Source organism: Microbacterium paraoxydans, from assembly GCF_020524545.1.
GTDB lineage: Bacteria > Actinomycetota > Actinomycetes > Actinomycetales > Microbacteriaceae > Microbacterium > Microbacterium paraoxydans_C.
Genome location: NZ_JAIVLG010000001.1, coordinates 332,707 through 353,370 on the forward strand (window position 1 = coordinate 332,707; position 20,664 = coordinate 353,370).

18 protein-coding genes and 1 tRNA gene are annotated in these 20,664 nt (G+C 67.7%); 15 read left to right on the forward strand and 4 right to left on the reverse strand.

Annotated elements, in window-relative coordinates:
- The first annotated feature begins 2 nt into the window (after window positions 1-2).
- The 3 genes from cydB to cydC are packed head-to-tail and all read left to right on the forward strand — an operon-like array spanning window position 3 to window position 4,350.
- Complete coding sequence (cydB, locus tag LC041_RS01605) at window positions 3-1,031, forward strand: cytochrome d ubiquinol oxidase subunit II (protein ID WP_226531228.1); 1,029 nt, start codon at window positions 3-5, stop codon at window positions 1,029-1,031.
- Window positions 1,028-2,686, forward strand: coding sequence for a thiol reductant ABC exporter subunit CydD (cydD, locus tag LC041_RS01610; RefSeq protein ID WP_226531229.1), 1,659 nt, complete (start codon window positions 1,028-1,030; stop codon window positions 2,684-2,686). Before cydB ends, cydD begins: the two co-directional genes overlap by 4 nt.
- The gene (gene cydC / locus LC041_RS01615; RefSeq protein WP_226531230.1) at window positions 2,683-4,350 is read left to right on the forward strand and encodes a thiol reductant ABC exporter subunit CydC; all 1,668 of its coding nucleotides are present in this window, start codon (window positions 2,683-2,685) and stop codon (window positions 4,348-4,350) included. Before cydD ends, cydC begins: the two co-directional genes overlap by 4 nt.
- An 18-nt stretch (window positions 4,351-4,368) precedes the next feature.
- Here cydC and LC041_RS01620 read toward each other — a convergent pair whose 3' ends face one another.
- Window positions 4,369-5,145 carry a hypothetical protein gene (locus LC041_RS01620; RefSeq protein WP_226531231.1) on the reverse strand — a complete coding sequence of 259 codons (777 nt, stop codon included), beginning with the start codon at window positions 5,143-5,145 and terminating at the stop codon, window positions 4,369-4,371.
- 132 nt (window positions 5,146-5,277) lie between these two features.
- Between LC041_RS01620 and LC041_RS01625 the strand changes: the two genes are divergently transcribed.
- The 3 genes from LC041_RS01625 (at window position 5,278) to LC041_RS01635 (ending at window position 7,176) form a co-directional block, all read left to right on the forward strand.
- Window positions 5,278-6,324: a hypothetical protein gene (locus LC041_RS01625; RefSeq protein WP_226531232.1), complete on the forward strand. Its 1,047-nt coding sequence runs from the start codon at window positions 5,278-5,280 to the stop codon at window positions 6,322-6,324.
- A gap of 54 nt (window positions 6,325-6,378) precedes the next feature.
- Window positions 6,379-6,469 (forward strand) — tRNA-Ser (locus LC041_RS01630).
- A gap of 185 nt (window positions 6,470-6,654) precedes the next feature.
- Window positions 6,655-7,176, forward strand: coding sequence for a DUF2510 domain-containing protein (locus LC041_RS01635; protein WP_226531233.1), 522 nt, complete (start codon window positions 6,655-6,657; stop codon window positions 7,174-7,176).
- Between the two features lie 101 nt (window positions 7,177-7,277).
- Here the strand turns inward: LC041_RS01635 and LC041_RS01640 are convergent, their stop codons facing one another.
- Both LC041_RS01640 and LC041_RS01645 read right to left on the reverse strand, forming a co-directional pair.
- Window positions 7,278-7,985, reverse strand: a complete 708-nt coding sequence (locus LC041_RS01640) for a hypothetical protein (protein WP_226531234.1) — start codon at window positions 7,983-7,985, stop codon at window positions 7,278-7,280.
- A 125-nt stretch (window positions 7,986-8,110) separates the two neighbouring features.
- Complete coding sequence (locus LC041_RS01645) at window positions 8,111-8,497, reverse strand: hypothetical protein (protein WP_226531235.1); 387 nt, start codon at window positions 8,495-8,497, stop codon at window positions 8,111-8,113.
- A gap of 514 nt (window positions 8,498-9,011) precedes the next feature.
- On the opposite strand from LC041_RS01645, the gene LC041_RS01650 reads away from it, so the two are divergent.
- The 7 genes from LC041_RS01650 to LC041_RS01680 all read left to right on the forward strand — a co-directional run bounded on the left by LC041_RS01650 (window position 9,012) and on the right by LC041_RS01680 (window position 18,451).
- A complete protein-coding gene (locus LC041_RS01650; protein WP_226531236.1) occupies window positions 9,012-10,130 on the forward strand; it encodes a GntR family transcriptional regulator in 1,119 nt (372 codons plus the stop codon).
- 15 nt (window positions 10,131-10,145) lie between these two features.
- On the forward strand, window positions 10,146-11,144 hold the full coding sequence (locus tag LC041_RS01655; RefSeq protein ID WP_226531237.1) for a Gfo/Idh/MocA family protein: 999 nt from the start codon (window positions 10,146-10,148) through the stop codon (window positions 11,142-11,144).
- 111 nt (window positions 11,145-11,255) lie between these two features.
- Window positions 11,256-13,193: a DUF2264 domain-containing protein gene (locus tag LC041_RS01660; protein WP_226531238.1), complete on the forward strand. Its 1,938-nt coding sequence runs from the start codon at window positions 11,256-11,258 to the stop codon at window positions 13,191-13,193.
- A 146-nt stretch (window positions 13,194-13,339) separates the two neighbouring features.
- The gene (locus LC041_RS01665) at window positions 13,340-14,083 is read left to right on the forward strand and encodes a sugar phosphate isomerase/epimerase family protein (RefSeq protein ID WP_226531239.1); all 744 of its coding nucleotides are present in this window, start codon (window positions 13,340-13,342) and stop codon (window positions 14,081-14,083) included.
- 57 nt (window positions 14,084-14,140) lie between these two features.
- The gene (locus tag LC041_RS01670; protein ID WP_226531240.1) at window positions 14,141-15,784 is read left to right on the forward strand and encodes a purine-cytosine permease family protein; all 1,644 of its coding nucleotides are present in this window, start codon (window positions 14,141-14,143) and stop codon (window positions 15,782-15,784) included.
- Entirely contained in the window at window positions 15,777-16,958 is a 1,182-nt protein-coding gene (locus LC041_RS01675; protein WP_226531241.1) for a histidinol-phosphate transaminase, read from the forward strand. Before LC041_RS01670 ends, LC041_RS01675 begins: the two co-directional genes overlap by 8 nt.
- Window positions 16,955-18,451 carry an FAD-binding oxidoreductase gene (locus LC041_RS01680; RefSeq protein ID WP_226531242.1) on the forward strand — a complete coding sequence of 499 codons (1,497 nt, stop codon included), beginning with the start codon at window positions 16,955-16,957 and terminating at the stop codon, window positions 18,449-18,451. The genes LC041_RS01675 and LC041_RS01680 overlap by 4 nt, the downstream gene beginning before the upstream one ends.
- Here the strand turns inward: LC041_RS01680 and LC041_RS01685 are convergent.
- Entirely contained in the window at window positions 18,405-18,860 is a 456-nt protein-coding gene (locus LC041_RS01685; protein WP_226531243.1) for a DUF805 domain-containing protein, read from the reverse strand. The two genes, LC041_RS01680 and LC041_RS01685, sit on opposite strands and share 47 nt — an antisense overlap.
- A gap of 91 nt (window positions 18,861-18,951) precedes the next feature.
- Between LC041_RS01685 and LC041_RS01690 the strand changes: the two genes are divergently transcribed.
- Window positions 18,952-19,212, forward strand: a complete 261-nt coding sequence (locus LC041_RS01690) for a helix-turn-helix transcriptional regulator (protein WP_226531244.1) — start codon at window positions 18,952-18,954, stop codon at window positions 19,210-19,212.
- Window positions 19,212-20,648 carry a type II toxin-antitoxin system HipA family toxin gene (locus tag LC041_RS01695; RefSeq protein ID WP_226531245.1) on the forward strand — a complete coding sequence of 479 codons (1,437 nt, stop codon included), beginning with the start codon at window positions 19,212-19,214 and terminating at the stop codon, window positions 20,646-20,648. The genes LC041_RS01690 and LC041_RS01695 overlap by 1 nt, the downstream gene beginning before the upstream one ends.
- Window positions 20,649-20,664: the final 16 nt, after the last annotated feature.

Genomic DNA, 20,664 nt, shown 5'->3' on the forward strand with positions numbered 1-20,664 from the left:
TCATGGATCTCGCAACACTCTGGTTCTGGATCGTCGCCTTCCTCTTCGTGGGCTACTTCGTCCTCGACGGGTTCGACTTCGGCGTCGGCATGTCGCTGCCGTTCCTCGGCAAGAACGACGTCTCCCGTCGCCAGGTCATCAATACGATCGGCCCGGTCTGGGATCTCAATGAGACCTGGGTCATCGTCGCCGGCGCCTGCCTGTTCGCGTCGTTCCCCGAGTGGTACGCGACGCTGTTCAGCGGGTTCTACCTGCCTCTGCTGCTCATCCTGCTCGCGCTGATCCTGCGCGGGGTGTCGTTCGAGTATCGGCACCAGCGCGAGAGCGTGAAGTGGAAGGCCGGGTTCGACCGGATGATCGTGATCGGCTCGGCCGTGCCCGCGCTGCTCTGGGGCGTCGCGTTCGGCAACATCGTGCAGGGGGTGGCGATCGATGAGAACCACATCTACGTCGGCGGCTTCTTCGCGCTGCTGAACCCGTACGCGTTGCTGGTCGGCGTCACCACGCTGCTGCTGTTCTTCCTGCACGGTGTGCTGTTCGTTGCACTCAAGACCGACGGCCAGGTGCACGAGGATGCGCAGAGGCTCGCGAAGAAGGCCGCGATCCCCACGATCCTCGTCGCCGCCGCCACGGTGATCTGGACGGTGTTCATCGCGACGGGCCGTGAGGCTCCGCTGCTCTGGCTGGTCATCGGCACCGGAGCGCTCGCTGCGGTCAGCCTGATCGCGGCGGTCGGGTTCTCGCTCGTCCGACGCGACGGGTGGGCGTTCTTCTCCGGGATGCTCACGGTGCTGTTCGCCGTGGTCATGCTCTTCTCGGCACTGTTCCCGTTCGTGATGCCCTCGACGATCGACCCGGCGTACAGCCTGACGATCGCGAACGCCTCCAGCACCCCGTACACGCTGCAGATCATGAGCTGGACCGCTCTGATCGCGATGCCGCTCGTGCTGGCGTACCAGGCCTGGACGTACTGGGTCTTCCGCAAGCGCGTCAGCCGCACCTCCATCGAGGGGGCACCGGCGCACGCGTGAAACCCGTCGATCCGAGACTGCTGCGCTACGCGGGTGCCGCGAGGGTGTTCCTCGCGGCATCCGCGTTGATCGGCGTCGCCCAGACGGCCGTCGTGATCGTCTTCGCCTGGCTGCTGACGGATGCGGTGACCGGGGCGATCGCCGGGCGCGACGTCACGGCGTCCTTGCTCTGGCTGCTGGTCACGGCGTTGCTGCGCGGCGCGCTCATCGCCGCGTCCGATGCAGCGGGCACCCGTGCGGCGGCGCGGACCGGGATGCAGCTGCGGTCCGCGCTGATCGGGGCGGTGGGGCGACTCGGGCCGGGGTGGCTGACGCAGCGGAACCAGACCGAGCTCGCGGTGACCGCCGGTCACGGCCTGGAAGCCCTGGACGCCTACTTCGCGCGCTACATCCCGCAGCTCGTGCTGACCGTGATCGCGACGCCGGTGCTGGTCGCGGTGATGTGGTGGCAGGACTGGCCGAGCGGCCTCACCGCCCTCGTCACGCTGCCGCTGATCCCGCTGTTCCTCATCCTGATCGGGATGGCGACGCGCACGGTGCAGAAGCGGCAGTGGCAGACGTTGCAGCGGCTCGCCGCCCGGTTCGCCGACACGGTGCAGGGACTCTCGACGCTCCGGCTCTTCGGGCGCGACCGGCGGGCCGCGGACCGCATCGAGGTGACGGCCGACGAGTACCGGCGCGAGACCATGAAGGTGTTGCGGTTCTCGTTCCTGTCGGGGTTCGCGATGGAGCTGCTGGCATCGATCGCGGTCGCCCTGATCGCCGTGTCGGTCGGGTTCCGGCTGCTTTCGGGGGACCTGACGCTCGAGGTGGGGCTGTTCGTGCTGCTGCTCGCGCCCGAGGCGTTCCTGCCGATCCGACAGGTGGGGGTGCAGTTCCACGCCTCGGCCGAGGGGGTCGCCGCGACGGAGGACGTGTTCGAGGTGCTCGATGCGGCGCGGAGCCGCGTCCGGATGCAGGAGCCTTCCACGGATGCCGGAGGAATCGCCGCGGAACCGTCCGACATCCGTGCATCGGTCCTGCAAATGGAACGGGCGGAGGGCAGCAACCTCGTGCTCGAGGGCGTGCGGGTGCGCGATCTGCCCCCGGTGTCCTTCACCGCCGCGCCGGGGACGATCACTCTGATCGAAGGGCCCAGCGGGTCGGGCAAGTCCTCGCTTCTCGCGGCGCTCCGGGGGGCCGCCGACTTCGAGGGCACGGCTGTCTTCGCGGGGGAGGACGTTCGCGGGCTCGCTCCGGCCGGGTGGCTGGCTTGGGCTGGACAGGCACCGGGGTTGATGCGCGGCACGGTCGCGGACAACGTCGCCCTCGGTGACCCGGAACCGGATGCCGACCGCGTCCGTGCAGCACTGGACGATGCGTGCGCCGAGACCATCGACGCCGCCCTCGCGCTCGGGGTGCAGGGGAGCGGGCTCTCGGGCGGTCAGGCGCAGCGGGTGTCCGTGGCGCGCGCGCTCTACCGGCAGCAGGCCGATGCTGGACGAGTGCTCGCCCTGGACGAGCCCTCCAGCGCACTGGACCCGGAGACCGAGGAGCGGCTGTGGCAGTCGTTGCGCGAGCGGGCGGATGGCGGGGCGACGATCCTGCTGGTCTCGCACCGGAGGTCGGCGCGCAGCATCGCCGATCGGATCGTCGCGCTGGGGGTGCACGCATGAGCGGGCTCACGCGCGGACAGCGGGTCCGCGGTGTTCTGCGGCTCGCGCAGCCGTCGGTCGGACGCTTCGTGCCCGGGCTCATCTGGGGTGTCCTGTCAGCGGCGGCCGCGGTCAGTCTGCTCGCAGTCAGCGGCTGGCTGATCGTGAGCGCTTCGATCGTCGACTCGTTGGTTCCGCTGTCGATCGCCGTGGTCGGGGTGCGATTCTTCGCTGTGTCGCGTGCCGTCACCCGCTACCTCGAACGTCTGAGCGGACATGATGCGGCACTGCGTCAGCTCGCCTCCACGCGCGCCGACATGGTGCGAAGGCTGATCCCGCTCTCGCCGGCCGGACTCGGCTCGACCGATCGCGGGCAGGTGCTGGCGGCCCTGGTCGACGACGTCGAGAACTTGCAGAACCTCCCCTTGCGGGTGGTGCAGCCGCTCGGGGTCGCGGCGCTCGTCGCGGCCGGTGCCGTCGGCTTCATCGCCTTCGTCTCGCCGCCGGCCGCCGTCGCCCTCGCCGTCTGCCTGCTGGTCGCCGCGGCAGCGGCGATCGGGCTCGGCTGGGTGTTCGGCTCCCGTGCGGAAGCGCTCGTGTCCGCGCGCCGGGCCGAGCTCTCGGCGGCGCTGGTCGACTACTTCGCGAGCCTCGATGTCCTGCTCGCATATGGGGCGGAGGAGAAGGCGCGGGCGCGGATCACCGCTGCCGACGGGGAGCTGCGTCGACTCGTCGCCCGCGCGTCGCTGGCGCAGGCCGTCGCTGCCGGGGTGGTCTCCGCGGTCGCGGGGGCGGCGTCGGTGTGGGCGCTCGCCGCCGCTGCGCCCGGGCTCGTCGACGGGGCGATCGACGGGCCGTGGTTGGCCGTGGCGGTGCTGGTGCCGATGGTGGTGTTCGAGATCTTCGGCGCGGTGCCGATCGCTGCGGCGTCATGGCGCAGCGTGCGCTCGAGTGCGGAGCGCATCGTCGACGTGCTGCCGGATCGGATGCCGCGTGAGCTTCGTCCCGACGCAGGCGACGATGTCGAGGTCGAGGGTACGCCGGCGGTGCGGATGCGCGGTGTGCGAGCGTCCTGGCCAGGGGGAGTCCCTGCGCTCTCCGGCGTCGACCTGGATCTCGGACCCGGCGAGCGGGTTCTGGTGACGGGATCGAGCGGGGCGGGGAAGAGTTCGTTGGCGGCGGCCCTCGTCGGCTTCCTCCGGGTGGAGGGTGAGTACCGGATCGGGGACCGCGAGGCGGCGGGGTTGTCGGGCCCGGCGCTGCGCCGTGTCATCGGCCTGTGCGAGCAGAGCCCGCAGCTGTTCGACGAGGACATCCGTCAGAACCTGCTCTTCGCGCGCGACACAGCGACCGACGAGGAACTGTTCGCCGTGCTCGACCGGGTGGGGCTCGGGGGATGGGCGCGAGAGCGCGGCGGGCTCGATGCACGCGTCGGCGACCGCGGAGCACTCGTGTCCGGCGGGCAGGCACAGCGGATCGCGCTCGCCCGGGCCCTGTTGCGCGGCTTCCCGGTGCTGGTGCTGGACGAGCCGACGGCCGGGGTCGACCCGGAGGCGTCCGACGCCCTGCTGCGTGATCTGTTGGCGGCGGCGGGGTCGCAGTCCGTGCTGCTGATCTCGCACGTGGTGCCGCCCGCCGGCACCGTCGACCGTGTGGTGCGACTCGACGGCGGACGCACGCTCTGAGTGTGAAGCCTCCGCGGGTCAGGCGTTCATGTCGACCGGTGGCTCCATCACGATGCCCTGAGCCTCGAAGGCGCGGCGGCGCTCCTCGATGCGGCGGTGCAGCTCGACCTGCGCGGCATCGACGAACTGCGGATCGAGGTCGACGGTGGCCGGGTGCGCTTCGCCGTGGTTCGCGGCGATGTACGCGTCGAGTTCGGGACCGCTGGTCCAGGAGGTGATGAGGGCGTACCGGGGTGCGGTGCCGCGGTGCCAGACCGCGTGCCAGAAGCGCTGCGTGTCGACGATGATGCGCGAACCCGCGCGGAGCGGCAGTCGGACCTCGGTCGCCGGGTCGAAGCGGTCGGCGCGCAGGATCAGCATCGACTCGGTGTCGTCGGACAGATTGAAGAATCCGCGGACCACCCAGCCGGTGCCCTCGTCGTTGAGGCGGTTGTTGTCGTCCTGGTGCAGGTTGTAGACGGCGTCGGCATACTCGTTCGGCTGCAGCTCGATCACGCGGCAGCGACCGACGCCGGCGCCGGGTTCCAGGGCGCGGCGCTGGAGCGTGGGGGCGATCGCGACCTGGGAGTCGATCCACACGCCGTCCTTGTCGGTGCGCGGCGGCGTGTGGTTCCAGAAACCGTTGCAGTCCACGTCACCGGCGTAGCTGGCGAGCGGGGCGAAGCGCGTGACACCGGAGGAGCGCCAGCGGACGTACTCCAGGTCGAGCCATTCGGCGGGGTCGCCCGGTGCGGAGTGGTCGTCGAGGACCACGTAGCCGGTGTCGGCCAGCGCCTCGGAGGTGATGAAGCCCATACTGCGTACCCTTCCCGTCATCGCTGCCCCCACAGGCGGCGGGTTCTTAGGACATCCTAACTCTTCGGGCGTCTCGGCGCCGGGTGGTCGGCCGGGGAAAAGCGCGGAATCCCGCGCCGATATCCTGGGGTGATGACTCAGCCGCAGGGTGCCCTCCTCGTGGGCAGTGTGAACTTCGACGACGCCGAGACGACGATCCGCACGGCGGCGGATCTGCTCGGCGCCCGCCTCCGGCGCATCCCGGACGGCGAGGTCGGCAAGCGATTCCACTGGATCATGTTCCAGCCCGACGCGATCGGCCAGGCCGAGGGGATCGAGCGCATCGGCGACGAGCCCATCCCGTTCCCGGCCGGGATCGACGCCCGTGGTCTGCGCATCGGTGAGGGCGTGGAGGCCGCGAACATCGAACTTCCCGCGCTCGGATACGCGGCCGCCGCGATCGAGTCCTACGCGGTGTTCTCGCGCCTCCGCGAAGAGGGTGCGGTGCCGGCCGACGTGCGGTTCCAAGTGTCGCTGCCGACACCGCTCGCCGTGATCTCCTCCTTCTTCCGTGGCGACGACCGGGCGGCGATCGAGCCCGTCTACACGGCGGCGATCCTGCGCGAGCTGGATGAGATCCTGGCCGGGATCCCGCACGCAGACCTTGCCGTGCAATGGGATGTGGCCAGCGAGATGGGCATCATCGAGCGTGCGGCCGGGTACGGCGCGGTCATGGAGGCCTGGTGGCCCGGTGACCCGTTCGACGGCCTGGTCGCGCGGCTGGCTCGCCTCGTCGACGCGGTGCCGGCAGACGTCGAGGTCGGTGTGCACCTCTGCTACGGCGACGCGGGGGAGAAGCACTTCATCGAGCCGACCGATTCCGCGACTCTGGTCCGCTATGCGAACGCGGTGCTGGCGGCGACAGCGCGTCCCCTCACCTGGTTGCATCTGCCGGTGCCGATCGAGCGCGACGATGAAGGCTACTTCGCCCCGCTCGCCGACCTCGCGCCCGTCGAAGAGCTGTACCTCGGGCTCGTCCACCGCGAGGACGGCGCCGAAGGGGCAGGGCGCCGCGTCGCCGCGGGCCGCCAGTTCGTGGAGCGGTTCGGGGTCGCCACCGAGTGCGGCATCGGCCGCGCACCGGCCGGATCGACCGAAGGCATCCTGCGCACGCACGCAGAGGTCGCCAGCGCCTGGTGAGTTCTTCCAACGCCCGATTCGCGCGCTCGCCCGCTCTCGCGTAAGCTATTCCGCGGTGACGTGTCCGAGCGGCCGAAGGTGCAACTCTCGAAAAGTTGTGTAGGGTAACCCCCTACCGTGGGTTCAAATCCCACCGTCACCGCCACCACGAAGGCCCCGAGATCCTTGAGAAATCAAGGGTTTCGGGGCCTTCGTCATGTGCGTACGCGGCGTCCGGTAACGCAGCGGCGACGCGTTCACGTGTCCTTTGCTGGATTCTCGATCGGGAAGAGACCGTGGACGATAGATTCTCGATAGCGTCAGTTGCGTCATGAGACGAGGGGATCCCCGATGACCACCGCTTCTCCACAGGTTCCCGCCGCGTGGCATCCTGACCCCACCGGTCGAAATCAGTACCGCTACTGGGATGGCGTGGCCTGGACCGACTGGGTCGCGAACGACGGTGTGCAGGCGACCGACCCGCTTCATGTGCCCGCCGCACCTTCCGTGGCTCGGAAGAGGAGTACCGCAGCCGAACCACTCACGCGCAACAACGGGCCTGTGCAGGAGAAGGCGACCCGAACGGGATACCTCCTGCTGGGCGCGGACGGGTATCCGAACACCGAGGTCGCCGGCGAGTTCGCCCGGATGGACAGCATCCACAAGGCGATCGGGCGGAAGCCGAAGAAGGACGAGGAGATCGAACGCACTGATCTGATCGCTGCTCTCGTTCCAGAACCGACCAATCCGCACGACAGGAACGCCGTCATGGTGCAGATCAACGGCCAGCATGTCGGATATCTGGAGAAGGAGGTCGCAGCCCTTTACGTCTTCACGAGGATGTCGTTGCCGAACGACGGGGTGGAAGGCTGAACAGGCCGGGAACTGAGCAGTCACCCTCCAAAGGCGGTGCGCCGCGGAGGCCTCTGACCTGAGTCACAGCACGGCATGTCACCTCGCTCGGTATCATCCGGTCACCGGCTTCTGATCTTGCAGAGCTTGAGCGCCTCGTTGAAGGGGTCACTCTTGTCACTGATGCCAGAGCCAAACGCGACTTCCGTGGGCTCGGGAAGCCCGTTGTCGACGTCGCGCATCCAGTACGCCACGCAGCGGCCGGTGCCCCCGGACGGGTAACCGTGCTTGGACATGAAGCTGATGCCGAGCGGGAGCGTGCCGTCGTCGAGCTCGATGCCCTCACGCAGCCTGCTCGCGATCGCCGTCGTGAGAACACGGTCATCGCCGGTGAGGTGGGTGAGCGTGAGCGGCTCGTCGATCTCGCCGCGGGCGGTCGGCCAGTGGCTGCCGAATAGATCATGCAGAGCCGAGATGGTCTCGGCGGCGGCGATGTCGATCCACCAGCCATCAGGGAACGCTAGCGCGCACAGCCCACGCCCCTCGCGGAACTGGCGCGGAAGCCAACTGGCCTTCATGTTGCCCACCTCGTCCCAGTCGGCAACGATGTCTCGCCACAGGTCATCGAGGGCCACGCCCAGGTGGTTGGCCAGAGGCTGGAGCGCACGACGCTCGTCAGCGATCTTGGTCCGGTAGGGGGCGAGCAACTCCATGAACGCAACCGTGGGTTCGTCCGCGGCGTAGATCGTGCGGCCCACCGTGTCGTAGCGACCCCAGCTCGCGACGTGATCGCGCAGCTCGATGGTCGGATCTGAGTGGGGTTGCCGCACCGGAGGGTTGAGAGGACCGTAGGATGCTCGCGCCACTCGGTGCGGCAAGACTGGGCCCGAGGTGAGTGCGAGCCCGGTCTTGGCGCAGATCCTGTTCTGCTCCGACCCCGGGCGCAGCTTGACCATCAGCCGCTGAATGAGTCGTCGACCAGCGCCTGCGCTGCGTGATTCACCTCACGGAAGCGACCTTCGCGGATCGAGTTCACGGGGGTGTCATACTCAAGCCACGGGTTGGCGCCGATGAACCAGAGGCGCGCGACGTGCTCGCCTTCGACATCGGCGACCTTCTGCCACTGCTCGTAGGCAAAGGTCAGTCGCTTGACAGCCTCAGGTCGCGGCTGCGGGCCGTCCTCCTTCGCCCACTTGTGCGAGGCCTTGGTGTCCTTCGATCCGGCCAGAGCAGAGACCAGCGTGCCGCCGAGCGCCGCGTTCAGGCGCCGGGTGATCTCCCGGACGTCGAGGCGGATCGTGCGTTGAAATGCCGCCGTGTTGACGGGAGTCTTCGTGACCATGGTGGCCTCACCTCGCTTGGTTCCCTGAATCCAAGCGTACGCCAGGGATCCCAAAAAGGATATGGAAAACCACCAGAACGACACTCGATCGACACATGATTCGGGCTTGGGCTTGGCTTGTGATCGCCCATCGCTCACCGGTGAGCCCGGCGACGGCTGCCGAGGTGAGATCCCGCAGCGAGAGCTGTGGGGTGAGGCTGCAGCGGTCCAGCTGGATCACGCGCTCTCCTCCGACTCAGATCCCTCTACTTTATCTACGTGGCCGAGGCGTACCGCGGTGACGGGTCGTCGATGAACGTCTGCATCTCCTGGAGCAGGGGATTCCCTCGACAAACCACTGTTGTTGTTGTTGTTGTGGGCGAGGCAGATGATCTCGGTCCGGAATCAACGCTCGCGGAGAGAGAGTATTCAAGGAGTAATCCGGAAACAGACCCTTCCATCCTGGGGAATACTTCTTTATTCCTCTCTTCCTGGCGGGCAGACTCTCAGGGAGGCACGCAGGAGAGGGAAGGTCATGGCGGCACGACGGTCGGTGATTCGCGATGCGGATTCCAAGGGCTTGAAATTCGAGGCCCTCGCCGACGAGCTACGCCGCGGGATCCGTGCCGGCATCTGGACGGTCGGGCAGAAGCTGCCGACGGAGCAGCAGCTCGCCGATGACACCGGCTACTCGCTGACCACCGTGCGTCGTGCGTTCGATGACCTCGTGGCCGAGGGCGTGGTGGTGCGTCGGCAGGGCGCGGGAAGTTTCGTCGCGCCCCGTCGCCCCCGTGAGGAGCGCGTACGTCGTCGCATCGGTGTGCTGCTGCCCGACACCCAGCTCTACTACCCGCGCGTGCTCCAGGGCATCGACGACTCGCTCTCCGCCGCCGGTGCCACGCTGCAGCTGGCGACGTATCGGTACGACGCCACGAAAGAGGACGCCGCGATCGAGTCGCTCCTCGACACAGGCGTGGACGGGCTGCTCTTGTCGCCGACCCTGACGGAGATCGACGACCCCGCCGCGCGTGCGGACCAGCTGATGCGATTGCCGGTGCCGGTCGTGATGGTCGAGCGGAGTCTCACCGATGCGGGGCCGCTCGACCGCACCGAGCACATCTGCTCCGATCATCGTGGCGGCGCTTACGATGCGGTGCAGCACCTCGCAGTTCTGGGACACCGGCGCGTCGCCCTGCTGATGCGCGAGAACACCCCGACGGGCCCCGCCATCTTGAGCGGATACCGCCATGCGATTCAGGAGCTCGGCATCGTTCCCGATCTTGAATTCACCCAGCCCAAGGCGGCATGGGAGGCGGATGCCGCGCAGGGGGCGTTCGAGCAGCTGCGTGCGCTCGACGCGACCGCAGCTCTCGTCTTCGGCGACCGCGAGGCGACCCTGCTGCAAGGGGCGATCCGCCGCGGAGGGTTGACCGTGCCCGGGGACATCGCCCTCGTCTCGTACGACGACGAGATCGCCGATCTCGCCGAGGTGCCGCTCAGCGCGGTCGCTCCGCCGAAATATCGCATCGGACGGATGGCGGCCGATGTGCTGCTGCGCCGCCTCGTGGAGGGCGCCGACTGTCCGCTGCACCAGATCAGACTTCGGCCGCGCATCGTGGTCCGCCGCTCCTGCGGCGCCACCGTGTCCGAGTGACCTACGAGGAGTTCCATGCGTATCGGATTGATCGGCGCCGGCGCCGTCGCGAAGTACCACGTCGCCGCGGCGACAGCCCTGCCGGGAGTGCAGCTGACCGCGGTCTGCGATCTCGATGAGACCGCAGCGGCGAGAGCCGTCCATGGCGTCGACGGCGTGCGGATCCACACGGACTACCGTGAGCTCGTCGAGAGCCGTGACGTCGACGCGGTGATCGTGAACACCCCCCACGCGCTGCACCTGCCGATGGCGGTCGACGCCGCTCGCGCGGGCAAACACGTACTGGTCGAGAAGCCGATGGCGACGAGCGTGGAGGACTGCGACCTCATGGTGCAGGAGTGCCGAGCAGCGGGGGTCGGACTCGCGATCGGACACATCCAGCATTTCCTCCCCGACAAGATCACCGCGCGCGATGTCCTGGCGACGGGCGATCTCGGCGACGTGGTGATGATCCGAGACCATCGCAGCACCGACTACCGCCCGAGTGCGCGCCCCGAGTGGTTCTTCTCCCGATCTATCGCGGGAGGCGGCGCTCTCTTCAACATCGGGGGGCACTGTCTCGACAGGTCGCTCTGGTTCGGTGGCGCCCGCGCGGTCGAGGTGAGCGCGAGTGTGGTCCAGCGTTTCGGCGTCCCCGTCGAGACCGACGGCTCGATCGCCCTGCGGCTCGCCAACGGGGTCGGTGTGACGATCGCGGTCATCAGCGATCCGCCCTCGCGCAGCGACTGTCTCGTCATCGTCTGTGAGAGAGGCGTCATCGAAACCGACCCGCGGCTCGGCACGCTCGTCCGCAGAGACGGACAGAACCACCGGGTGCGCGAACCGCAGCCCGACGACATCCAGCGTGCTTTCAAAGCCCAGCTCGCCGACTTCCTCGGCGTGATCGACGGGGGGCCGCCCGCCGTGCCGCTGGAACACGCGAGACACGTCGTCGAGCTGGTCCTGGCCAGCTATGAATCGGCCGTCGGGCAGCGCTCTCATCAGCTCCCGTTGCGGTCACGGGTGACTGCATGACATCGACACGGCAGACCGTGCCGAAGACGACACGGATCGTCAGCGACGATCAGGCAGCAGGAATCACTATCCTTCTTTAATCCTCTGGGTCGCACCGCACACGATGAAATCATGTCGCGTCTTCTCTCCGTCGAGCAGCCCTGGATGCCCGATCTCGACCGCGAGCTCTCGCCGTTCACCGGATACGCCCGCGTGCATTGGGAGGCGGCTGCTGATCGCCTTCTCGCCTCCGCCCGCGCTCACGCGAGGGAAGGCGGCGCGCTGGTCGACTTCACGTCGGATGGATCGTCGTCCTCGGTCGATCGACTCGAGGGGTTCGCGCGGACGTTCTTGCTCGCCGCGATGCGCGTCGCCGGCGATCCGGTGAGTATGAGCGGCGAGGCCGCGTACTGGCGCGAGGCGCTGCGGCGCGGTGTCGCCGGGCGGCTCTGGCCGCGCCTGTCGGACCACAGCCAGCCCACCGTGGAGGCCGCGGCCGTCGCGATCGGCCTGTACCTCGCCCGGAGTCTGCTCTGGGACCCGTTGGACGACGCGACGAAGACAGGGATCTGCGAGTGGTTCGACGGCGCGGCGGGCGCGTGGTGCGCCGACAACAATCATGTGCTGCTCGGTGCGACGCTGGCGGCGTTCACGTCGAGCGTCGGCTGGTGCGATCGACGCGCACTCGTCGAGAACGCGCTCGATCGCATGGAGGACTGGTACCGCGGCGACGGCTGGTACACCGACGGCGACGGGCGGCGGTTCGATTACTACAACGCCTACGCCTTCCACTGGTATCCGTTCTTCATCGCCCGGATGCTCGGCGCGCGGCTGGACGACCGTCGGGCGGAGTATCGAACGCGGCTGGGAGCCTTCCTCGTCGGCTATCAGCATCTGTTCTCGCGAGGCGGCGCTCCCGTGCTGATGGGGCGATCGCTCATCTATCGGTGGGCGGTCACGGCACCGTTCTGGATGGCTCGCTGGGAGGGCGTCGATGTGCTTCCGCTCTCTCGGATGCGGCGAATCGCCAGCGGTACGCTGCGGTACTTCACCGATCAGGGGGTGCTCGACGACGGTGTCCTGTCGCTGGGGTGGCGTGCGACTCCTTCGGCCGACATCGTGCAGTCGTACAGCGGGTCAGGTTCGCCCTACTGGGCGAGCAAAGGCTTCCTCGGGCTGATCCTCCCGCGAGACGACACGATCTGGACGCAGCCGGAGTCGCCGATGCTCTCGGAGCGCGAAGATGTGCGCGTGATCCTGCACGCACCGCGTTGGCTGGTGGAGAGTCGTGACGGGCTCGTGACGCTGCATAATTTCGGCAGCGACGGTCACCCCACTCGCGACGATCACCTGTATCGTCGGCTGCAATTCTCCTCGGCGACAGTGCCCGTGCGCGGGGACGGGGCGCGCGACAACGACCTGACGATCGACGGTGCCGTGCACCGAGCGGCATCGACGGCGACGGTCACGCCTCGCGGCGGAGCTGTCACCCGAGCCCTCGATGCCGCAGGACGCCACGTCGAGACCTCGGTCGCGGCTCATCTGAGCGACGAGACGACCGTGTACGTCGCCCGAGTGCGTGGTGCCGTGGGGCTGCGGCTGACGGTAAGCGGCGCGGCGGTGTCGTGGGAGGGCGACGGCCGATCACACGAGCGGGTGTCCGGCGACGGGACGGCTGCGGTCGGCGCGGCGGCTTTGTGGGCCCGGATCCGCTGGCTCGGTGCATGGGACGCGTCGACGGGTTCGGCCGCCGAGGGCCGTGGCGGGCCGCTCTCGGTGGAGGCCGCGGTCGAGCAGGTCGCGGGCGGGACGGCACTCGGGGCGCGGGCCGCCTACCCTCGGCTGACCACGGCTCCGCTGCACGGGGACGTCATCATCGCGTGGCAGTGCTCCGTGCGTCGGGAGCCCGATCGCGAAGGCGTGGCCTGCAACGCGGTCGACGTGCGTATCGCCGAAGACCACGTGCGGATGACGCTGGATGGGCAGGAACACGTCTTCCGTTGGTCGGCGTCGGAGGTGTTCGCGGCGGACCGCTACGCGCAGCAGGCATTCCGCGCAGCCAGCGGATAGTCACCGCTCTACTCCTTTAATCCTCTGCTCGGTGGCACGCACACTAGGAGGATGCCCGGGCATCCCCGCTCTTCACCGCCACGGCTACCCGGCCGCGAGAACGGAGGAGCGGCGCTATGACCCTCATCCGTTCAGGCTTGTGTTCTGTGACCTTTCGGGCGCACAGCCCCGAGGAGATCGTCGACGCCGCTGTCGAAGCCGGCCTGGAGGTCATCGAGTGGGGCGGTGACGTGCACGTCCCTCCGGGTGACCTGCGCGCGGCGGAACGGGTGGCATCGGCAACCGGGGCGGCCGGGCTCGTCTCGTGTTCCTACGGCTCCTACTATCGTGCGACGCCAGAGGAGGAGATCGCCCCGGTGCTCGACAGCGCAGAAGCGCTGGGGGCCGATCGCGTCAGGATCTGGGCGGGGCGTACGAGTTCTGCGGGGTCGTCGCCGTCCGACCGGGAGGCACTTGCGGGCCGGATCGAGGAGAGCGTCGATTCTGCCGCACGGCGAGGGATCCACCTTGCTCTCGAGTACCACTCGGGAACCCTCGCGGACACGCCGGAGACCACCGGCTGGCTGCTCCGGCGCGTCCCGAAACTCAGCACGTACTGGCAGCCTGAGGTCGGTGCGTCGGCGGAGGTGGCGCTGGCCACGTACCGTTCGCTGGCTTCGCGGGTGAGCGCAGTGCACGTCTTCTCCTGGTGGCCGAGCATCGAGCGTCTTCCGCTCGCCGCACGCTCCGACCTGTGGCTGGCGTTCGTGCACCAGGCGCAACTGTCGGGGTCTCCTCCGCGCGATGCCCTCCTGGAGTTCGTCCGCAACGATGACCTGAGCCTGCTCGTATCCGAGGCGCGCTCGCTGCGCCGGTTCCTGGAGCGGGCAAATGTTTCAATGCGGCAATAAATAGGTGCTAATCACGCATGATCCCCTATTCCTGGGGATTGAAATGCGACAGAATTATTGCCCCCTTTTGAACTCCTCGCTTTCGCGGGCCGATTGTCTCGTATTTCGGACAGAAAGCGCTGGGTGGCCGTGTCGATTGCCGATACTCCCGCTCTAGCCTTTTCGCCACGGACAGCCAGAGAACGCGCTGCACAACGAGAACGGTGTGACCCGATGATGAGTCAACGTAAGTCCAGCACGTCGGCACTCAGTGTCGAAACGAGGACCATAGACATGGTCCCGAAAAACGAACGTCACGGAACCCCCTGGAGCCAATTCACGCTCTGGTTCGGGGGAAATATGCAGATAACGGCGGTGGTGACCGGGCTGATCGCCGTCGCCATCTTCCAGGCCGAGCCCCTCACCGCGATCGTGTCGGTCTTCCTCGGCAACGTGCTCGGCGGTGTCACGATGGCGTTGCACTCCGGGCAGGGGCCCAGGATGGGACTTCCGCAGATGATCTCGAGCCGAGTCCAGTTCGGCGTGCTCGGGGCAACTCTCCCACTGGTGCTCGTGATCCTGATGTATCTCGGCTTCGCTTCGACGGGAGCCGCGCTCTCCGGCGATGCGATCAACCATCTCCTCGGGATACACAGCGCCCCGGGCGCCGCGCCTGTCGTCGGCATCCTGATCTTCGGCGCGCTCACCGCCGTGGTGTCGATCTTCGGCTACAACCTGATACACGTGATGGGCAGGGTCGCCACGGTGGGCGGGCTGATCGGGTTCGCCTACCTGTTCTTCCGGATCTTCACGACCTACGACGTCCGCGCCTCGTTCGGCACCGGAGAGTCGGACTGGGCGACGATCATGATCTGCGTCTCACTCGGAGCGAGCTGGCAGATGCTGTACGCACCTTATGTGGCCGACTATTCTCGATACCTTCCGGCCGACACGCCCGTTCGGGTGACATTCTGGTCCACGTTCCTCGGCAGCGTTTCCGGCACTCAGATCTCGATGACGATGGGAATTCTCATCGGTGCTGTTTCGGGCGACGCGCTGCTCGGTGGCCCGGTCGGATTCATGGGCGAGCTCGCGGGGCCGGCATATGCTGCCTTTGCGATCTATATCCTCATCATCATCGGCAAGCTGACCGCCAATACGCTGAACGCGTATGGAGGGATCATGAGCACCGTCACGGTGATCACGAGTTTCAAGGACAATGCCCGCATCTCGAAGGCGGTGCGGGCGGCGTACATCGTCGGATTCGTCGCTCTGTCGGTGGTCATCGCTCTCGCCGCCAGCGCGGACTTCCTGAACAACTTCAAGAATTTCGTGCTGTTGTTGCTCGCCGTCTTCATCCCGTGGAGCGTCATCAATCTCGTCGACTACTATCTGATCTCGCGCGAGCGAATCGACATTCCTGCTCTCTACGATCGTCGTGGGCGATACGGCGCGGTCAATGCGACGGCGTTGATCTCCTACCTGATCGGGATCATCGTCCAGATACCGTTCCTCACCGCCGATGCGTACAGCATGCTGGGCGGATGGAACGGGCCCTTCGTGGAAGCGGTCGGCGGTGCGGACGTCTCATGGCTGGTCTCGATCGTGGTGACCTTCTCCGTGTACTACCCGTGGGCGAAGCGGACCATGAATCCGCCGAGCGCCATGGTGTACCCGGCGAGCTACACCGCCGAGCAGACGGGGCGGATCGCCGTTGTATAGGTTCTCAGCGCGGGGCGTCGCCGGTGCGCGAGAAGACGCCGGACGCTCGGCGACAGAGTCGGTCCCGCAGCGGGAGACGGTCGATCCTCGGCCCGAGATCACAGGACTGCCGCGCTACGTGCCGGGCAAGCCCGTACGCACGGTGCCAGGGCTCGTCGGGTTCAAGCTCTCGTCGAACGAGTCTCCTTTCGCTCCTCTGCCAGAGGTGAGCGCGGCCGCGAGCGCGGCGGGCGCTTTCAACATCTACCCTGATCCGACGGCCCGGCCACTGCGGGAGCGCCTCTCCACTCTGCTCCGGGTGCCGGAGCAGCACATCGTCGCCGGCACGGGAAGCCTCGCCGTGCTCAACGACGTGCTGCGGGTGTTCGCCGGTCGGCGAGCGGACGGCACCGCCGACGAAGTGGTGTACCCGTGGAGATCGTTCGAGTCATATCCGATATCGATCGGCGAGACGGGGGCGCGGGGTGTGCCGGTTCCGTTGCGCGCCGACCTCACGCATGACCTCGAAGCGATGCTCGCAGCGATCACCGAGCGTACGCGCGTGGTGATCCTCTGCACCCCGAACAACCCGACCGGGGCGGCTCTCAGCCACTCGAGTGTGCTCGGCTTCCTGAACCTGATTCCCCCGGGGGTCCTGGTCGTCTTGGACGAGGCGTACTTCGAGTACGTGAGAGGTGAGGACCGGCTCGACGCCCTTGCCCTATACCGCCGGTTCGCGAACGTGCTCGTGCTGCGCACCTTCTCGAAGGCACACGGGCTCGCGGGGCTGCGGGTGGGGTACTGCATCGCGCAGGAGGCCATCACCGATCACCTGCGCACGATCGCGGTGCCGTTCTCGGTGCCGCAGGTCAGCCAAGCGGCGGCGATCGCCTCGCTGGAACACCTGAACGCCGTGCTCGACCGAGTGGATCAGACGGTCGCCGAGCGAGAGTGGTTTCGCGGGCGGTTGCGGTCCCTGGGGATCGACGTTCCTGACGCCCAGGGCAACTTCGTCTGGCTGCCGTTCGGCGCGGATTCGCGGGAGTTCGTGGAGCTCTGCGCGGAGAACGCCGTCTCCGTTCGGCAGTTCCTCGATGAAGGCGTGCGGGTGTCGATCGGCACCCGCGAGGCGCAGGAGCGTGTGCTGAGCCTGCTCGCCGAGGAGTTCCTTCCCCGACGAGGAGCGCTCGGGTGACCTCCGAGCATCTGACCGAGACGTCGTCCGAATCGTCCCGGGGCGACACCCAGCTGATCGCGTCGATCCGGGACGCGATCCTCGGCTCGGTCGACACCGAACTCGATGCCGTCCGCGACCGCTCGCACGACCGTTCCCACCATGCCTGGGCGCCTGCCCTGGCCGTGGTGCACGCCGCCTCGACAGACGATGTCGCCGCGGTGCTTCGACTCTGCCGCGCGGAAGGCGTCCCGGTCATCGCCCGCGGGTCCGGAACAGGCCTGGAGGGTGGGGCGAATGCCTTGCCCTCGGCCGTCGCGCGCGCGGGCTCCCGCGGGCGTTCGCGGGCGGTCGTGATCGATCTCCTCGGCATGAACGAGATCCTGCGGATCGACGCCGGCTCGGCGGACGCGACCGTTCAAGCCGGCGTGCGTCGAAGCGAGTTGAATCCCGTGCTCGCGGCTCACGGACTCCAGTTCGTCGCAGGTCCCGGCGTCGACGCGAGCGTCGGCGGCATGGCCGCCACCCGCGCCAGCGGGACGAACGCGGTGAAGGTCGGAACCATGGCGGAGAACGTGCTCGGACTCACCGTCGTCCTCGCCGACGGGTCAGTGGTGCGCACGGGCGGGAGGGCGAGGAAGTCCTCCGCCGGCTACGACCTCACCCACCTGTTCATCGGCTCCGAGGGGACGCTCGGGATCATCACCGAGCTCGTGCTGAAGCTCACACCGATCCCCGCCGTCCGCCATCTCTCCGTGCTCTCCTTCGCGACTGTCGAGTCCGCAGCGATCGTTGTGCAGCGGGCGCTGCAGACCGGCGTGACGCTGGGCCGGGCCGAACTCCTCGACTCGACGCAGATGCGAGCGATCAACGCCTACTGCGGCACGGACTTCGTCGAGTCGGCGACGCTGTTCGTGGAACTCAGCGGCACCGACGCCGAAGTCTCCGCGCACGCGGAGCAGCTCGCGGCGATCACGGCGTCTCAGGGAGTGCTCGAGACCCGGCACATCGACGGGGACGACCCCGAACGATTCTGGAGCGTGCGCCACGCGGCTCTGCCCGCAGCCCAGGCGCTGCGCACGAACTCGTACACCTGGTCGACAGATGTGTGCGTGCCGATCACCCATCTCGCGGAGTGCATCACCGAGACCCAAGCCGACGTCGAGCGGAGCGGACTCATCGCCCCGATCGCCGGTCACGTCGGAGATGGGAACTTCCACCTCGCCTTCGTGCTCGAAGTGGGGAACCATGCCGAGCGTGAGACGGCGTCGGCCCTCTACGATCGCATGATCGCACGTGCCCTCGCATTCGGGGGCACGTGCACCGGCGAACACGGCATCGGCCGGGGTAAGACGCGTGATCTCGCAAACGAGCATGCGAGCGGGCTCCCCGTCATGCGCGCGATCAAGCGGGCGCTCGATCCGGATGGTGTGCTGAATCCGGGAAAGGTGCTCGGGGACTCTCGCCCTACTGATCGAAGCGGGCGCCGGCCGGTCGCGGACCCCACACGGTGAAGATGAACAGCACAAGGGCGCCGATGATCGGGACGAAGACGATGAAGATCCACGCTCCGCTGCGATCCGTGTCGTGAAGTCGTCGCCACGTGAGGGCGAGCGCGGGGATCAGGATCGCCGTCGCGTAGATGAGGAACGCCACACCGATCGGGCTGGTCAACGGGAAGGAGCCTCCCGCGGCAAACGGTGACAGCAGGTTGACGGGGTGAGAGTCCCATTGCGGGTAGGTCAGGGGGCCGACGAGATTGAACGTCACGGCGACGAGCGTGTTCGCCAGCACCCACCACCAATATTCGCTTCGGCTGGCCCGCCCGCTGAACGTCGCGTATTTGCGGAAGAAGCGCGAGACGGCCTGGGGGAGCGTGGCGCCGTGGAGGGGCGCGCTGAGGGCGGTCTGCGTCGTCGTCATACCAGCAACCTACCTTCAGGTGCAGAATACCTCTCCTACGAGATTAAGTGCAGTATAGTGATCATATCGCTAAATGAGTACTATACTTCACATGGAGGATGTCATGCAGCTTTCGTCGACAGTGGCATTCGCGACGTTCGTCCGCAGTCACCGGCTGCGTAGCAATGTGACCCAGGACGAGCTGGCTCAGGCTGTGGGTAAGAGCCGCCGGTGGGTGATCGACCTAGAGGCGGGGAACGTCGACCCCTCGTTGAGTGCGGCCGTGTCTGTCGCAGCCGCGTTGGGATACGTCGTTTCGCTCGATCGCGACGAACCCTCCCCCGTGCTCGACGAGATCTTCGAGGGTCTGTGATGGCGGACGTCCTGGATGTCTGGCTCGACGGGCGCCTTGCCGGCAGCGTCATGCGGGGCGAGACCGATCAGGTCGAGTTCCTCTACGACGAGGGGTACCTCGCGGATCGCACCGCTACCCCCCTCTCGGTCAGCATGCCCAAGAGCACGCTCGGCCACGGCCCGGATGTCGTGATGCCGTGGCTGTCGAACCTGCTCCCCGATGCGGAGGAGGTCCGCAGGCGGTGGGCTGCGAAGTTCGGCGAGCGGCGCACGGATCCCTTCACACTCCTCGCGCATATGGGTGAGGACGCCCCGGGTTCCGTCCAGGTCGTCCCCGAGCGCACGGTGCCCTCCGAAGCCGGTGGACTCTCACTCCTCACCGAGCGCGACATCGCGCGGCGCGTGCGTGCCATCCTGGACGACCCCAACCACTGGGTCGACGACACCGACGCCGACGAGAGTCGCTTCTCGCTCGGCGGCAACCAGGGCAAGTTCGCCCTCGCCCGGATCGATGGGCAATGGTTCGAGCCGAACGGCCGGGCGCCGAGCACGCACATCGTGAAGCCCGGCATGGCGCTGAAGTCAGGGCACACCGATGACCACATCCAGGCGGTCGAGTACGTGACGATGCGCGCGGCGCGCGCGCTCGACCTGCGGACCGCGAGGGTGGAGATCCTCGATTTCGACGGCATCCGCGCTTTCGTCACGACGCGGTTCGATCGCCGCATCACCGCCGACGGCACCGTCGCCAGGATTCACCAGGAGGACTTCTGCCAGGCGCTCGGCGTCTATCCGTCGCGCAAGTACGAGGAGGACGGCGGCCCGACGATGGCCGACATGATGCAGCTGGTCGAGCACACCTCGTCCCCGTCCTACCGGGGCAAGGACCACGTGGAGCTCGCCGACCTGTTCGTGTTCAACCTTCTCGTGGCAGGCATCGACGCGCACGCGAAGAACCACAGCGTGCTGCACGTCGGAAACACGACCCGTCTCGCACCGGCCTACGATCTCATTTCGGCGCACGGGTTCTGGGAGGAAGACCGGGTCGCGTTCCGATCCAGCGCGGCGGTGAAGTACGGCAAGGAGCGCAGGTATCGCCAGATCTCCGGCCGCAACATCGCACGCGCCGCCGACGTCCTAGGAGTACGACGTGAACTCATGCGAGACACCATCAACGCGATGGCGCCCCGGCTCCACGGAGCATTCGAGGCCGCGATCGCCGAAGTCCCCGCCGACATGGTCACCCCGCGGCTGCTCGAGATGCCCGGGCGTATCCGGGCCTTCGCCGACGAGTTCGTGCGCCGCGCGAACGGCGAGGACCTGAGCCTGCGCGCGCTGCCTCGCTTCCAGGGGGCGAACGCGGTCGACCTTCCTGTCGGCCGGATCTGGGAACCGGGCGAGTGGCGCGGCAACCGATGGATCACGGGTCGCTATCTCGGCCGACGCGCACGCTGATCGTCAGACGTGAGGC

Excerpts from the sequence above, each read along its gene's own strand:
- cydB (WP_226531228.1), top strand. The coding sequence starts at position 3 with ATGGATCTCGCAACACTCTGGTTCTGGATCGTCGCCTTCCTCTTCGTG.
- cydC (WP_226531230.1), top strand. The coding sequence starts at position 2,683 with ATGAGCGGGCTCACGCGCGGACAGCGGGTCCGCGGTGTTCTGCGGCTC.
- LC041_RS01620 (WP_226531231.1), bottom strand. The coding sequence starts at position 5,145 with ATGGGCTTCATCACCTCCGAGGCGCTGGCCGACACCGGCTACGTGGTC.
- LC041_RS01625 (WP_226531232.1), top strand. The coding sequence starts at position 5,278 with ATGACTCAGCCGCAGGGTGCCCTCCTCGTGGGCAGTGTGAACTTCGAC.
- LC041_RS01635 (WP_226531233.1), top strand. The coding sequence starts at position 6,655 with ATGACCACCGCTTCTCCACAGGTTCCCGCCGCGTGGCATCCTGACCCC.
- LC041_RS01645 (WP_226531235.1), bottom strand. The coding sequence starts at position 8,497 with ATGGTCACGAAGACTCCCGTCAACACGGCGGCATTTCAACGCACGATC.
- LC041_RS01650 (WP_226531236.1), top strand. The coding sequence starts at position 9,012 with ATGGCGGCACGACGGTCGGTGATTCGCGATGCGGATTCCAAGGGCTTG.
- LC041_RS01655 (WP_226531237.1), top strand. The coding sequence starts at position 10,146 with ATGCGTATCGGATTGATCGGCGCCGGCGCCGTCGCGAAGTACCACGTC.
- LC041_RS01660 (WP_226531238.1), top strand. The coding sequence starts at position 11,256 with ATGTCGCGTCTTCTCTCCGTCGAGCAGCCCTGGATGCCCGATCTCGAC.
- LC041_RS01685 (WP_226531243.1), bottom strand. The coding sequence starts at position 18,860 with ATGACGACGACGCAGACCGCCCTCAGCGCGCCCCTCCACGGCGCCACG.
- LC041_RS01690 (WP_226531244.1), top strand. The coding sequence starts at position 18,952 with ATGGAGGATGTCATGCAGCTTTCGTCGACAGTGGCATTCGCGACGTTC.
- LC041_RS01695 (WP_226531245.1), top strand. The coding sequence starts at position 19,212 with ATGGCGGACGTCCTGGATGTCTGGCTCGACGGGCGCCTTGCCGGCAGC.